Consider the following 14277-nt stretch of genomic DNA (forward strand, 5'->3'; position numbering starts at 1 on the left):
GCGCGTGGGCGTTCGGCGGGCAAAACGCTCCCGGGCCACGGCCATGGGGGCCGTAGTCGGAATGGGCGGGGGGAGGAGCGGTGTTACGAGGGGGTCATGGGGCGACGATGCTGGCGGAGTCGCCCTCCTGGCCGATCAGTACGGCATTGGCCCAGTTGGCGCAGACCTGGGCGGGTTGACTGCCCTGCGCACCCAGCGTGCGCAGGCTCAGGGTGGAAAGGCCACGGATGTCCAGCTCCGGCTTGACCACGCCGGGTGCCTTCACCAGGCCGCTGTCGTACAGCAGGCGGTTGTCGCCCCAGACCTGGAACTGCAGGCCACCGGCACTGCGGCAGGCGTCGTCGATGCCGAGGTCGGCACGCAGCAGGTGCCAGCCGCCCTGCAGGCGCAGGTCGATGCGGCTGTTGGCGCCGACGCCCAGGCCACGGCGGAACTGCAGGCCGTTCATGCGCATGCCGGCATCGCCACGGAACGACTGGTCGGCGCGCACCTGGCTGGCCAGCGCGGCCGGCACCGGCAGCTCGGAGAGATAGCGCTGCCGGGCCGGTCGCTCCGGTTCCTGGTGTTCGAGGATGTGGAAGGTGGACAGTGCGATCGGGCCGACGTCGCGCGGCTGCAGCGCATCGAAGGCGCGGGCACTGCCCTGAGCGGCGGTGACCATCGGATCGGTGCTGCTGGCACCGTCGCCTTCCGGGTTCTGCACGCTCAACACGCGGAAGCGCAGCAGGCGGCCGGCATGGGCCGGGAAGTCGATGCGCTGCACGCCTTCCTTCAACTGCAGGCGGCCACGCGCGATCGGCTCGCCCCACTCGCCGTTGCTGTCGCCCAGGTAGACCTCGTAATCGCGTACCTGGCCGTGCTTCCAGTTCTTGTCGTTGCGCGGCGCGATGTCGATGCCATCGATCATCCTGCGCTCGCCGAACCCGATCACCCATTCATGCGCACCGGTGCGCACGGCCTGGTTGCGCACGCTGCGGAACCAGGTGTTGGGATCGTCATCGAAGGCGTTCTCCAGCGCATGGCCGGGCTCCTCGGCCGGGCGGTTGACCACCAGCAGGCTGTCGGCCGGCAGTTCGCGGCCGAGCACCGGCGCGGCCGGATAGGCGTCGTCGGCAGCGGCGGCGGCGACCGCGAAGTCCAGCTGCAGTTGCAGGGGCTGGCGGATGTCCTGGCTGGCGGTGCGCACATGCAGCGTGCCGCGTCGTTCGGCGGCATCGAAGTACCAGCCTTCAGCAGCAGCGTTGAACGCAGCGGCATCAGCCAGCGCCGGCAGCGCGCGGCCAGCGGCCTGCACCGCACGCGGCGCCTGGCGGCTGAGCACGCGCAAGCCGTAGCGGCGCTGCGGCAGCTGGCTGTTGTACTGGCCCTGCACCGCATCGATCTGCACCTGCACCGGGCCACTGCCCTGCGCTGGCGCCTGCACGCGGATCACCTGCGTGCTCGACTCGCCCTGCTGGTAGCGGCGCGTGTTGCCATCGTCTTCGTACAGCGTGTAGTGCGACTCGCCCTGCGGGTACAGGTCGAAGGTCACTTCATCGAGCGGCTTCTCACCGTCGAACAGCATCGACGGGTACATCGGCAGGATCGCTCCGGCACGCACGAACACCGGCAGCGTGGCCAGGTCCACCTGGCGGTCGAGCTGGCGGCCGTCGGCGCCGGCCTGCACGCGGCGGCCGTCCCAGTAGTCGATCCAGCCGCCGGCCGGCAGGTGGATATCGCGGCGCCAGCCACGGCTGGCCGCCTGGCTGCGGTACACCGGCGCCACCAGCAGATCGCGGCCAAGCAGGAACTGGTACTTGTAGGTTTCATCCTGCGCGTGCGGGTCGCGCGGGTTGTCCCACATCAGGCCACGCACCGGTGGTGCGCCGGTCTGCGCGGCCTCGTGCACCAGGCCGTACATGTACGGGGTCAGGCGCATCTTCAACTTCAGGTAATCGCGGTTGATGCTGCGGTAGGGCTCGTCGTACCACCACGGATGCTTGCGTGCGTTCGACGACCAGCCGCTCATGCCCATCAGTACCGGCGTGAACGCCTTCCACTGCAGGTCGCGGGTGAAGGTCTCGGCGCTGCCGCCGAAGATCGCATCGACGTCGCCGCTGGCATAGGCCATGCCGGACAGGCCGGAACCGACCAGGGTCGGCACGTGCCAGCGGATGTAGTCCCAGCTGCTGCTCTGGTCGCCGGTCCAGGCCACGGCATAGCGCTGGATGCCGGCCCAGCCCATCACCGTCCACAGGAACGGGCGCGAATCGGAATTGTCGAGGATGCCGTTGAACGCCTGGCGGTTGGCGTCCATCGCGAACTGGTAGCCCTTGCCGGTCCAGGCCACGTCCAGCTTCTGCACGCGGCTGCCGGCCTTGCCCACTTCCCAGGCGATCTTGTCGACGCCGTTCTCGGTCCACAGTCCGGTGCGGAAACCGTAGCCGGCCAGCCCCTTCACGGTTTCCGGCAACTGCTTGTAACCGCAGCCGTAGCCGTCGTTGGGCAGGATCCAGCCACCGGGCATGTCGTGGGCGCGGTACTGCTTGGCCACGCTGTCGATCACATCGGGGGTGGTGCCGGTCGGGCCGTCGCTCCAGCCTTCGGGTACGGTGCCGGGCTTCTTGCTGTTGTCGCCATCGTTGTAGCAATCGGCGTCGCCGTAGGACAGCGCCCAGCGCGCGACCATGTTCGGGCGGCCAGTCAGCTGGGTGTAGCGCTCGATCAGTTTCGGCAGGTCGGCGCCGACGAAGTAATAGGCATCGAAGCGGTCTTCGCGATGCAGCAGCGTGGACTGGTCGGCCTCGCGCAGATCGTAGCTGCCATCGCTCCAGGTATTGCGCAGCATGCCCCAGCCACGGCTGCTCAGCAGCATCGGTGCAGGGCTGGGGCGGTCGCCCTCTTCCCAGCCGCCGGAATAGGACACCTCCAGCTCGCGACCCTTGAACTGGTAGCGGCCGTTCTGCTGGCCGCCACCGAAGTAGCCCTCATCGGCCTGCGAGGACAGCACCTGCACGCTCTGCGTGGCATCCAGGTCCAGCGGCTGCAGTTCCTGCCACAGCGCGGTGGGCTGGCCGTTGTCCAGCCGTTCCAGGCGCATGCGCAGCGGCTGCCGCTGTACATGCAGCACCAGGGACTCGGTCCGCACGCGGATTTCCTGCGCGTCTTCTTCCAGCTTCGCCTGCACGTTGGCCTTGGGCTGCGGCAGTACGATCGGCGCGGCCTTGTCGCCGGCGCCGGTCAGCGTGCCGTTGCGGCCGGCCTGCACGCGGACGATGTCGGTGGCCGGCAGTTCGATGCGGAGGCGCGCGCCCTTGTCGGTCTGCAGGTCCCAGCCCTGCACGCCGTCGCGGCTGGCGCTGGCGGCAACCGAACGCAGGTTGCCGACCGGCTCGGCCTGGGCCGGCATGGACGCCAACATCAATGCCGGCAACAGAGCCAGCATCAGCGGCGAGCGACGAACGCAGATTTCCACACGGACTCCCAACCCGTTCACCGGGCGTTTCGAAAGCGGTTGGGCCGACTCTAGGGCAGCGATTCGAAAGATGTCAACAAATTGAAAGGAAAAAGGAAGATATATTCCACTGAAACGAAAGTTGTTGCGTCGCAATACTTTGTGTAATCGATTGCAGCTGCCTGTTAAGCATTGTGCGATACGGCATTCGCCCCGTTCTTTCGTTTTCCCGAGCGCCCGGCAGCGGGAAAAGTTATCGCGTCATTTTCTTTCTTTTTACTTTCGATGTTTGACATTTCGAAAGAAAACGCAGATGGTGCGCTGGCCCAACTGGAACCTCCGAATGGACGTCACCCTGCTTTCCGATGTGTCCGCCTGGCAGCGCCTTGGCGGAGCCGATACCGCTACCGAAATCGCCCAGCAGCCAGCGCTGTGGGAAGCCCTCGCCCAGGATCTGTCGCGTGCCCGCGACCGCCTGCAGGCCTTCCTCGGCGGCAGCCTCAACGATCCCAACCAGCGCGTGCTGTTCACCGGCGCCGGCAGCTCCGGCTTCATCGCCGAGATGGTGGCCGATGCGATCAACGCGCAGTGGCCGGCCGAGGTGCGCGTGGTGCACACCACCAGCCTGCTGACCCATCCGGCGCTGTACCTGCAGCGCGACCGCCCCACCCTGCTGGTCTCGTTTGGCCGCAGTGGTTCCAGTCCGGAAAGCGTGGCCGCGGTGGACCGCGTGCGCGCCGATGTGGATGAGGCACGCTTCCTCGACATCACCTGCAACGCCGATGGCGAACTCGCCCGTCGTGGTGCCGGCCGTGCCGATACCTGCACGCTGCTGATGCCGTCGGCCAGCTGCGATCGCGCCTTCGCCATGACCAGCAGCCTGACCTGCATGCTGCTGGCCGCACTGACCGTGTTCGATCGTTCGCCGTGGGATGCGCGCGTGGCGCGCCTGAAGCAGATCGCCGCGCTGGCCCGCGAAGGCCAGGCGCAGTGGGATGCACCGGTGGCGGTGCTGGCGCAGCGCCCGTTCAACCGCATCATCTACCTCGGCAGCGGCCCGCTGGAAGCGCTGGCGCGCGAGTGCGCGCTGAAGGTGCTGGAGCTGACCGCCGGCCGCGTGCTGGCGCTGGCCAACACACCGCTGGGCTTCCGCCATGGCCCGAAGTCGACGCTGGACGGCAACACCCTGGTGGTGGTGCTGCGCAGCGTGCAGCCGCTGGCGCGCCGCTACGAACAGGACCTGCTGGAAGAACTGCGCCGCGATGGCGTGGCCGGCCAGGTACTGGCGATCGGCCCGCATTCGGACATCGGCGCCGACGACGAATACACCCTCACCGTGCCGGCACTGGACGATCCGTGGCTGGCACCGGTGTGGCTGGGCTTCGCGCAGCTGTTCGCGCTGCAGCGCTCGGCCGCGCTGGGCCTGACCCCGGACAACCCGTTCCCGGACGGCACCGTCAACCGCGTCGTCAAGGGCGTCACCATCCACCATGGCTGAGCTGATCGCCCACGCCTGCTACGGCATCGACATCGGCGGCACCAAGATCGAGCTGGTGGCGTGCGATGCGGCGATGCAGGTCACCTGGCGCCGCCGCGTGGCCACCCCACAGGGTGACTACGACGGCTTCCTGAAGGCGGTGGTGGCGCTGGTGGCCGAGGCCGATGCGGCGCTGGGCCGCGGTGATGCCGCCATCGGCATCGCCCTGCCCGGCGTGCGCGACCGCCGCAGCGGCCGCCAGCTCAGCGCGAACGTGCCGGCACTGACCGGCCAATGCGTGGCGCAGGATCTGCAGGCACGCCTGCAACGCCCGCTGCACTTCGGCAACGACCTGCAGTGCTTTGCCCTGTCGGAAGCGCATGGCGGGGCCGCCGACGGCTACCCCAGCATGTTCGGCGCCATTCTCGGCACTGGTGCCGGCGGCGGCTTCTGCCTGCAGGGCCGCCTGCTATCCGGCTTCAACGGCCTGGCCGGCGAATGGGGCCACTGGAGCGTGCCCGGCCACCTGCTGCAGCGACATGGCCTGCCGCTGATCGACTGCGCCTGTGGCCTGCAGGGCTGCGTGGAGCGCTACGTGTCCGGCAGCGGGCTGGCAATGATCGAGCGCCACCTCGGTGGCAGTGCCGCAGACGCCAGCGCCGTGATCGCCCTGGCCGAAGCCGGCGATGCACATGCGCGCAAGGCGCTGGACATCCACCGCGATCTGCTTGGCCACAGCCTGGCCGCGCTGGTGCTGGCGCTGGATCCGCACGTGATCGTGCTCGGCGGTGGCCTCTCGCAGTACGCGCCGCTGTACCAGCAGCTGCCGGCGGCCATCGCCGCTCATCTGTTCAACGGCGTGCAGGTTCCGCCGATCGTGCCACCGCGCTTCGGCGATGCCGGTGGCGCACGTGGTGCCGCCCTGCTCGCCTGCCAACCCTCGTTTTCCTGATTGACCGGAGCCTGACCATGTCCCCGTTGCAGACCCTGCTTGCCTCCCACCGCGCCGGTGCCAACGTCGGCCTGTACAGCGTCTGCTGCAGCAACGAGCAGGTGCTGCGTGCGGCCATGCACGTGGCGCTGGCGCACGGCACCGTGCTGCTGATCGAGGCCACCTCCAACCAGGTCGACCAGTTCGGCGGCTACACCGGGATGACCCCGCCGCAGTACCGCGATTACGTCAGCACGCTGGCCGATGAAGAAGGTTTCCCGCGCGAGCGGCTGATCCTGGGTGGCGACCACCTCGGCCCGAATGCCTGGCAGAAGCGCCCGGCTGCCGAAGCGATGACCCACGCGCGCGTGCTGATCGAAGCCTACGTCGCCGCCGGTTTCCACAAGATCCACCTCGATTGCAGCATGTCCTGCGCCGATGACCCGGTGCCGCTGCCCGACGCCATCGTCGCCGCGCGCTCGGCCGAGCTGGCCGAGATCGCCGAACGCACCGCCGCCGATCATGGCCTGCCGCCGCCGGTCTACGTGATCGGTACCGAAGTGCCGATTCCCGGTGGCGAAGCCTCGCTGGCCGAAGGCCTGCAGGTGACCACGCCCGCTGCTGCCGCGCAGACCCTGGCGATTCATCAGCAAGCGTTCGATACGCCGCAGCTGCGCGATGCGTGGCAGCGCGTGATCGCCATGGTGGTGCAACCGGGCGTGGACTTCGACCACAGCAGTGTGCACGAGTACGACCCGGCCGCCGCCAGCACGCTGGCCGACTTCCTCGAACAGCAGCCGCGCATCGTGTTCGAAGCGCATTCCACCGACTACCAGCGCGAAAGTGGCCTGCACGCCTTGGTGCGCGACCACTTCGCCATCCTCAAGGTCGGCCCGGCGGCGACCTTCGCCTACCGCGAAGCGCTGTTCGCGCTGGCCGCGATCGAGGCCGAACTGCTGCCGGCCGCACAGTGCTCGCGCCTGCCGCAGGTGCTGGATGAAGTGATGGCGGCGCAGCCGAAGTACTGGCAGTCCTACTACCAGGGCGATGAGGCAGCGCTGCGCCTGCTGCGCAGCTATTCCTTCAGCGACCGCTGCCGCTACTACTGGGGCGAGCCCGCGCTGGTGCAGGCGGTGAAGACCCTGTTCGCCAACCTGGAACAGCACGCGCCGCCGCTGGTACTGCTCAGCCAGTACCTGCCGGAGCAGTACCGCGCCGTGCGCGAGGGCACCCTGGCCAATACGCCTACCGCGCTGGCACGGCATCGCGTCGGCCTGTGCCTGGGCGAGTACGCCCGTGCGTGCAGCGCCAACCAGGCCGGAACCCGCACGCATCACGCAGACGCGGCTGCCGCCGTTGCTGCGAACGGCTAATCTCTACCTTTCCCCGCGACACCGAGAATGGCCATGCGCAACACCCGCTCCCGCCGGCAACAGATCCTGCAGCTGCTGATCGAGCACGGCTCGGTGCAGGTGGCCGATCTGGTCGAGCGCTTCGGCGTGTCGGCGGTGACCATCCGTGCCGACCTGACCCACTTCGAATCGCAAGGCCTGGCCAACCGTACCCACGGTGGCGCCACGCTGGTACGCACGCCGCCGCAGGAACAGGACATCCACGAAAAGGACGCACTGAACCTGCCGCTGAAGGAATCGATCGGCGCGTGTGCCGCGCGCCTGGTGCGGCCCGGTGACAACATCATCATCGACTCCGGCTCGACCACGATGACCCTGGCCCGTCACTTGCGCACCCAGCGCGACGTGACGGTGATGACCAACGGGCTGAACATCGCCTGGGAACTGGCCAACGCGCCCGGCATCAACGTGCTGCTGACCGGTGGGCTGCTGCGCCAGCAGTCGCTGTCGCTGCAGGGCAGCCAGGCCGAAGCCAGCCTCAACTCCTACAGCTTCGACACCCTGTTCCTGGGCGTGGACGGCCTGGACCTGCAGTTCGGCCTGACCACCCACGATGAAGCCGAAGCCCGCCTCAACCACCGCATGGTCGAGCGCGCGCGCCGCATCGTGGTGCTGACCGACGCCTCCAAGTTCGGCCGCGTCAGCCTGCACCGCATCGCACTTCTCGATCAGATCCACGCCATCATCACCGACGCCGGCATCGACGACGCAACCCGTGAAGGGCTGCAGCGGCTGGGCATCGAAGTGATCATCGCCGAGCCCACTGCATGACCGACACCCGCACCCTGCATGGCCGCATCCTCACGCCGCTGGGTTGGCGGCGTGGCCACGTCCACTTCGATTCGCACATCCGCCAGCTGCAGGTGGACGACCACAGCGGCGCTGACGACCTGCAGCTGCCGGTGATCCTGCCCGGCTTCATCGACCTGCACGTGCATGGTGCGGCCGGCGTCGACCTGATGCAGGGCGGCGACGTGGCACGCACCATCGCCCGCACCCATCTGCGTTTCGGTACCACCACACTGCTGGCGACCACCATGACCGCCGGCCTGGATGAGATTGAGCACGCGCTGCACGGCGTGGCCGCAACCATCGCAGCGCCCGATGCCGATGCCGCCTGCATTGCCGGCGTACATCTGGAAGGGCCGTTCATCAGCCCGCAGCGGCTGGGCGCGCAACCCAACCGCACCATCGAGGCGACGCTGGCGCTGGTGCAGCAGCTGCACGCGCTGGCACCGATCCGGGTGATGACGCTGGCGCCGGAAATCGGCGAGCACACCGCACTGATTCCCGCGCTGGCGGCAATGGGCATTCGCGTGCAGCTCGGCCACAGCGCCGGCACTTACGAAGAGGGTGTTGCTGCCCTGCAGGCGGGTGCCTCCGGCTTCACTCACCTGTTCAACGGCATGACCGGCGTCGACCACTACCGGCCTGGCATCGCCGCGGCGGCACTGGCGCATGCGCAGTACGCCGAGATCATTCCCGACCTGCAGCACATCCATCCCGGCGTGATCCGCCTGGCCACACGGGCGATTCCGCGCCTGTACGCGGTGACCGACGCCACGGCGGCCACCGGCATGCCCGATGGTGAGTACGCGCTGGGCGAACAGCGCGTGCACAAGTGTGGAGGCTGCGTGCGCCTGGCCACCGGTTCGCTGGCGGGTAGTGCACTGACCATGGACCAGGCGCTGCGCAATCTGGTGCAGGTGGGACTGGAACTGGCCGATGCCTCGCATCGCGTGTCCACCTTCCCCGCCGATTACCTGGGCCTGGATGATCGCGGTCGCATTGCGCCCGACGCCCGTGCCGACCTGGTGGTACTGGATGCCGGATTGCGCCTGCAGCAGGTGGTGATCGGCGGGCGCGTCGTCGATCTGACCTGACGCAAGCGATGCGGCCCGGATGCCGCGCGGGCTCCCTGTAGAGCCGAGCCATGCTCGGCTCGCCGCGCGAAGCGCGGCATGGGGAACCTCGATATCGGAACGGAAAGCAGCCGAGCATGGCTCGGCTCTACAGAATGCACTCTGCGACGAACCGCCGCCGGGCCTGGCCCGGCGCTACCACAGGAACTGCCGATGACTGCAAGCACCGCCCCGCGCTGGCCCGTACGCTACCTGCTCTTCATCGGCGGCCTGGGGGGCCTGCTGTACGGCATCGACATCGGCATCATCGCCGGTGCCCTGCCCTATCTTGAAGCGACCGCCAGTCACGCCTGGCAGCTCAGCAGCCAGCAGCTCGGCTTCGTGGTGGCGGCCGTACTGCTGGGCAGCGTGCTGTCCTCGCTGTTCGCCGGCATGATCGCCGACCTGATTGGCCGCCGCGGCGCGATGCTGCTGGCCGGCCTGCTGTTCACCGCCTCGATTCCGATCATGGCACTGGCCTCCGGCTACACGCCGCTGCTGCTGGGACGCCTGCTGCAGGGCATCAGTGGCGGTTTGATCGGCGTCGTGATTCCGCTGTACCTGGCCGAAGTGCTCAGCCCCGAACGGCGCGGGCGCGGCGCGGCCATGTTCCAGCTGCTGCTGACCGTTGGCCTGGTGCTGGCAGCCCTGATCGGCCTGTACCACGCCCATGCCGTGGATGCCGCCGCCGAGGCCGTGCGCTCGCTGCCGGTCGCGCAGCAGGCGCAGGAACTGTTCACGGTGAAGGACCACGCTTGGCGCACCATCTTCTGGACCTGCCTGGCGCCCGGCCTGCTGTTCTGCGCCGGTATCTTCTGGCTGTCCGAATCACCACGCTGGCTGGTGCGCCGCGGCCGCATCGATGAAGCCCGCCGCAGCCTTCAGCGCGTCCTCCCCGCCGCAGACGTCGAGCCCACGCTGGCCCAGATCCAGGCGCCGGAATCGAGCAGCAGCGACGGCAAGCGCGACCCGCTGCCCAGCCGCCGCTACGTGGTGCCGTTCGTGCTCGCGTGCGTGGTGCTGGCCTGCACCCAGGCCACCGGCATCAACTCGGTGCTGGCCTACGCGGTCAACATCCTCAACCAGGCCGGCCTGTCCGGTTCGGTGGCCAACGGTGCCGACGTGGCGATCAAGCTGCTCAACGCGGTGATGACCGTGGTCGCGCTGCTGCTGGTCGACCGCAAGGGCCGCAAGTTCCTGCTGATGCTGGGCAGCGGTGGCATCTGCGTGGCCCTGCTGGCGGCGGCCACGCTGTTCTTCCAGGCCGAGCGCGGACGCGCCGATGTGCAGCCTCAGCTGCAGGCGGCGGCCAGCGGCGACGGCCTGCAGCTGGTGCTGGATGACGCGCAGTGGCAACGCCTGAGCAATGGCATCGACAGCCAGGGCCGACCGATGCAGCTGACCGTGTCGTACGCCTATGGTGATTTCACCAATGTGCGCGCCCTGCGCAGCGACAACCTGATTGATCGCGAACTGCGCATCGAGCGCACCGGCACCGTGCAGCCGGACAGCGTGATCGGTGCGTTCTTCCGCAAACTCCACCTGAATCCATTTGCCGACCCGGCCAGTGCCAGCCAGGCGCCATTGCGCATCGAGCAGGCCCGCATTGGCCCGGTGCCGCCACCGGCACACGGCTGGGCCGTGGCCACCTGCATCCTGGTGTTCGTCGCGTTCTTCGCCGTCGGCCCCGGCGTGTGCGTGTGGCTGGCACTGTCGGAGCTGATGCCGAACCGCATCCGTTCCAATGGCATGAGCATCGCGCTGCTGATCAACCAGTTCGTGTCCACCACCATCGCCGCCCTCTTCCTGCCCACGGTGGGCCACTACGGCTACGCCAGCATGTTCGTGTTCTGGGCGGCGTGCACCTTCGTGTTCTTCCTGGTGGCCGCATTCTGGCTGCCGGAGACCAAGGGCAAGTCACTGGAGGAGATCGAGGCACGGTTCGCCCGGTAGCAGTCGACCTTGGTCGACCTCCGCGCGCAACGCGTTGGTGTTGGCGCGCCCGTCACTGACCGGTGATGTGCTTCGCCAACGCCTGCGCCTCGGCGATGCTCGGCAACCCGCTCAGCATCATCGATTCACCGAACGGGCCTTTCACCGTCGCCACCATCAGCACGCGGCCGTCCACGCTGAGCGCCGCGCGCTGGCCCACCAGTGCTTCCGTACCATCGTGGATGCGCTGGTGCGCTTCGGGCCGATAGCGGATCTGCAGGCCCGGCTGCTTGGCCTCGTCCAGCACGTAGCGCACATCGGCGATGTCGGCGCTGCCAGCGATCGGCGGCTCGCGCAGGGCGAGCGTTTCGCCCTGCCACTGCGCCTGCCTGCCCTTGCCGTCCGCATCGACCGCGCTCAGGCGTACATCCACACCCGCGCGCGGCGCATGATCCTTGCCTGCCAGCGCACCGGGCGTGGCACCCGGCATGCATCCGGCCAGCACCAGCGCTGCGCCCAGCAGGAACGGAAACGCGCCCCTCACTTCAGCTTCCGCAGCTTGAACGCCACCAGCACCTGCAGCAGCCCGTACAGCAGGCTGCCAATGCCGATCCACAGAGTGGTCACCGCCACGCCTGCATACGGATTGGCCGCGAACAGCAGCCCCAGCACCACCGCCAGCACGCCACTGAGGATCAGCAGCCACTCGCCCTGGATCTGCTTGCGCACGCGGATCGCGAACACGATGCGATAGATGCCGGCCACCAGCAGCCACGCCGCCAGGAACAGCACCAGCACGCTGGCGGTGGCCAGCGGATTGATCACCGCCAGGATGCCGAAGCCCAGCGAGGCGATGGCATACAGCGCCAACCAGCCACGCGAGGCACCACTGCCGCCGCTGATCAGTGCGAACAGGCTGATGACGCCTTCAACGATGGCCATCACGCCCAGTGTCCAGGCCAGTGCCATCGCTGCGGACAGCGGCCAGCCAATGGCAACGATGCCGAAACCCAGTGCGACGAGCCCGTACAGCAGCAGGATCCACCAGCTGCGCCCAACCGCCGACAACAAGGGAGACAAGGGGGAATTCATGGCCACTCCTCCGATCCGGAACCGGCCTCATCCTAGCCCCTGTGGATGAAGAGGGCGATCACGGCGCCCGCGCACAGACCCACACGCGCACCTCCGCTGCTCCGGCCAGGCGTAGCGTCTCGGCGACCTCCATCACCGTGCTGCCAGTCGTCATCACGTCATCGACCACGGTCAGCCGCGAGGGCACGGAACCACGCACGTCGAACGCATCGAACAGGTTTTCCCTGCGCTGTTCGGCCGTGCGTTCGGACTGCGGCGCGGTGTGGCGGCGCCGGTACAGCCCTTGCCAGACCGGCATCGGCAGCAGGCGGCACAGCTCGCCCGCCTGGTTGTAGCCGCGCTGGCGCAACCGGCGATTGTGCAGCGGCACCGGCACCAGCGGTGGACACCACCAGGGCGGCGGTGCGCGTTGCATCAGCTGCGCGAGCAGGCGTCCGGCTGCGAGATCCTGATGGAACTTGTAGCGCACCAGCAGCTGATCCACGGGCGGCAGGTACAGCAGGCTGGCATGGGTGGCGGCCTGTGGCGGGACCTCCTCACGGCAGGTGCCGCAGACGATCAGCGCGGTGTCCGGCAACGGCAACGCGCAGCGCAGGCAGGCCCGGCGTGCCCAGGGCAGTCCGACCAGGCAGGCATCGCAGAGATCGAGTCCATCGTGGCCCGGGTCACCGCAGACCAGGCAACGAAGCGGTAGCAGCACGCGAAGTGCGGCCTGCACGTAGCAGCCCGGGTCGAAGAAGGCAGACATGCGCTTCAGCATGTCGCCGCCGTCAGCGCGTTGTTATCGGGGGTGCCCTCAATGAGCCGTAGGGGTTTTGTCGCCCACCCGCTGCCCCGATCACTTCACCGCGTTGGCGCAGGCTTCGCATCCACCCGGGTGCGATACACCATGTACGGCGTCTGCCGGCGATCCACGCCGCCATTGAATCCGGCCTGCCGATGCAGCTGGTTGGCGGTGAAGTACAGGTAGCCATCCGGCCCCATCGACAAGGTATCCGGCCACAGGATGCGTGGGTCGTGCACCACGGTCGTCCAGCGCCCCTGCGCATCGCGGGCATGGATGGCATTGTGCTCATAATCGCTGGCATACAGCTGCCCGTTGGCATCCATTTCCATGCCATCGGACGCCCCCTTGTCGCCCAGGTCAACCACGGCCGCAGCCAGCGCCGCTTCACTTACCTTGGGCTCGCGCAGCAAGGCGGTCGGCACGCTGTACAGATGGCGGCTGGACAGCGGGGTGTAGAACAGCGTGCTGCCATCGGGCGACAACGCAATGCCATCGGCAGCCACGGTGAAGGGCTGCGACGTTCCATCGGCGTTGCGCAACCGCATCTGCTGCCCCTCCACGATCGGTACGAACGCCGGATCGGCCGACGTGGACACATGTCCGATCAGGCGCTTGGACGCGGCGCCGGTGGCCAGGTCGATCACGATGATGCCGCCGATGCCGCTCAGCGACGAGTCGGTCACGTAGGCGACGCCCTCGCGGCCGACACGGAAATCGAAGCGGACATCGTTGACGTAGGTACGCGCGTCGATGACGTTGGCCGGGAACACCAGGGTCTTGGCCACGGTATTGGTGGCCAGATCGATTGCCACCAGCTTGGCGCCACCGGCCTGCGGGGCAGAGAACCCGGGCGCGGCGGTGTCCAGCACCCACAACCGGCCCTGGCCATCGGCCACCACACTCTGCACGCTGATGAAGTGGGCCGCCGGATCGGGACCGTCCTTGCGGTTGATGCGCGCATCCGGATAGGGCACGGCGCGGCCATCACGCCACTCGGCCACGCTGTAGGGCACCTCATCGCCCCAGCGCGGGAAGTTGACGAAGATCCGCCCGGTCTCGGACACCGCCACGCCGGTGGGCATGGCACTTTCGAAACGCGCCACCGGTTCGATGATGCCGATGCTGCGCTCGCTGGGCAGCAGGGGCGTTCCGGCCAGCGTCAGCGCGGGGGAACTGGCCAGGGCCAGGACGGCAGCCGCCAGGCTGCGGATACGGCAGTTGATCATGGTGGCTCTCGATGCAGGTCCGGGTGCAGCCCCGGGGGTCGACGCATCTTCAGCGGCGCACCTGGCATCGGGTAGACGGTGCAACG

At 68.2% G+C, this 14277-nt stretch carries 11 protein-coding genes; 6 read left to right on the top strand and 5 right to left on the bottom strand.

Going from position 1 to position 14277, the window contains the following annotated elements:
• Positions 1–94 precede the first annotated feature (94 nt).
• The gene (locus AC5P6E_RS03825; protein WP_329834361.1) at positions 95–3454 is read right to left on the bottom strand and encodes a TIM-barrel domain-containing protein; all 3360 of its coding nucleotides are present in this window, start codon (positions 3452–3454) and stop codon (positions 95–97) included.
• A 322-nt stretch (positions 3455–3776) separates the two neighbouring features.
• Between AC5P6E_RS03825 and AC5P6E_RS03830 the strand changes: the two genes are divergently transcribed.
• The 6 genes from AC5P6E_RS03830 (at position 3777) to AC5P6E_RS03855 (ending at position 11107) form a co-directional block, all read left to right on the top strand.
• Positions 3777–4931, top strand: a complete 1155-nt coding sequence (locus tag AC5P6E_RS03830) for an SIS domain-containing protein (protein ID WP_143994158.1) — start codon at positions 3777–3779, stop codon at positions 4929–4931.
• Complete coding sequence (locus AC5P6E_RS03835) at positions 4924–5862, top strand: ROK family protein (protein WP_241877500.1); 939 nt, start codon at positions 4924–4926, stop codon at positions 5860–5862. The genes AC5P6E_RS03830 and AC5P6E_RS03835 overlap by 8 nt, the downstream gene beginning before the upstream one ends.
• Positions 5863–5879: 17 nt before the next feature.
• Positions 5880–7214, top strand: coding sequence for a D-tagatose-bisphosphate aldolase, class II, non-catalytic subunit (locus tag AC5P6E_RS03840; protein ID WP_490849046.1), 1335 nt, complete (start codon positions 5880–5882; stop codon positions 7212–7214).
• 33 nt (positions 7215–7247) lie between these two features.
• The gene (locus AC5P6E_RS03845; RefSeq protein WP_010482152.1) at positions 7248–8024 is read left to right on the top strand and encodes a DeoR family transcriptional regulator; all 777 of its coding nucleotides are present in this window, start codon (positions 7248–7250) and stop codon (positions 8022–8024) included.
• Positions 8021–9136, top strand: a complete 1116-nt coding sequence (gene nagA, locus AC5P6E_RS03850) for an N-acetylglucosamine-6-phosphate deacetylase (protein WP_049454062.1) — start codon at positions 8021–8023, stop codon at positions 9134–9136. The genes AC5P6E_RS03845 and nagA overlap by 4 nt, the downstream gene beginning before the upstream one ends.
• Positions 9137–9328: 192 nt before the next feature.
• Positions 9329–11107 (top strand): MFS transporter, encoded by a 1779-nt coding sequence (locus tag AC5P6E_RS03855; protein WP_329834355.1) that lies wholly within the window; start codon positions 9329–9331, stop codon positions 11105–11107.
• Positions 11108–11159: 52 nt separating this feature from the next.
• On the opposite strand, the gene AC5P6E_RS03860 is transcribed toward AC5P6E_RS03855, so the two are convergent.
• From AC5P6E_RS03860 to AC5P6E_RS03875, 4 genes are all read right to left on the bottom strand, one after another.
• Positions 11160–11630 carry a SecDF P1 head subdomain-containing protein gene (locus AC5P6E_RS03860; protein WP_049454066.1) on the bottom strand — a complete coding sequence of 157 codons (471 nt, stop codon included), beginning with the start codon at positions 11628–11630 and terminating at the stop codon, positions 11160–11162.
• Positions 11627–12178, bottom strand: a complete 552-nt coding sequence (locus AC5P6E_RS03865; RefSeq protein WP_021203354.1) for an HdeD family acid-resistance protein — start codon at positions 12176–12178, stop codon at positions 11627–11629. Before AC5P6E_RS03865 ends, AC5P6E_RS03860 begins: the two co-directional genes overlap by 4 nt.
• Before the next feature lie 58 nt (positions 12179–12236).
• Complete coding sequence (locus AC5P6E_RS03870) at positions 12237–12926, bottom strand: ComF family protein (RefSeq protein WP_224328760.1); 690 nt, start codon at positions 12924–12926, stop codon at positions 12237–12239.
• A 95-nt stretch (positions 12927–13021) separates the two neighbouring features.
• Positions 13022–14191, bottom strand: coding sequence for an L-dopachrome tautomerase-related protein (locus tag AC5P6E_RS03875; RefSeq protein WP_329834352.1), 1170 nt, complete (start codon positions 14189–14191; stop codon positions 13022–13024).
• Between the last annotated feature and the right edge of the window lie 86 nt (positions 14192–14277).

Source organism: Stenotrophomonas sp. YJH_SMC_16, from assembly GCF_059367875.1.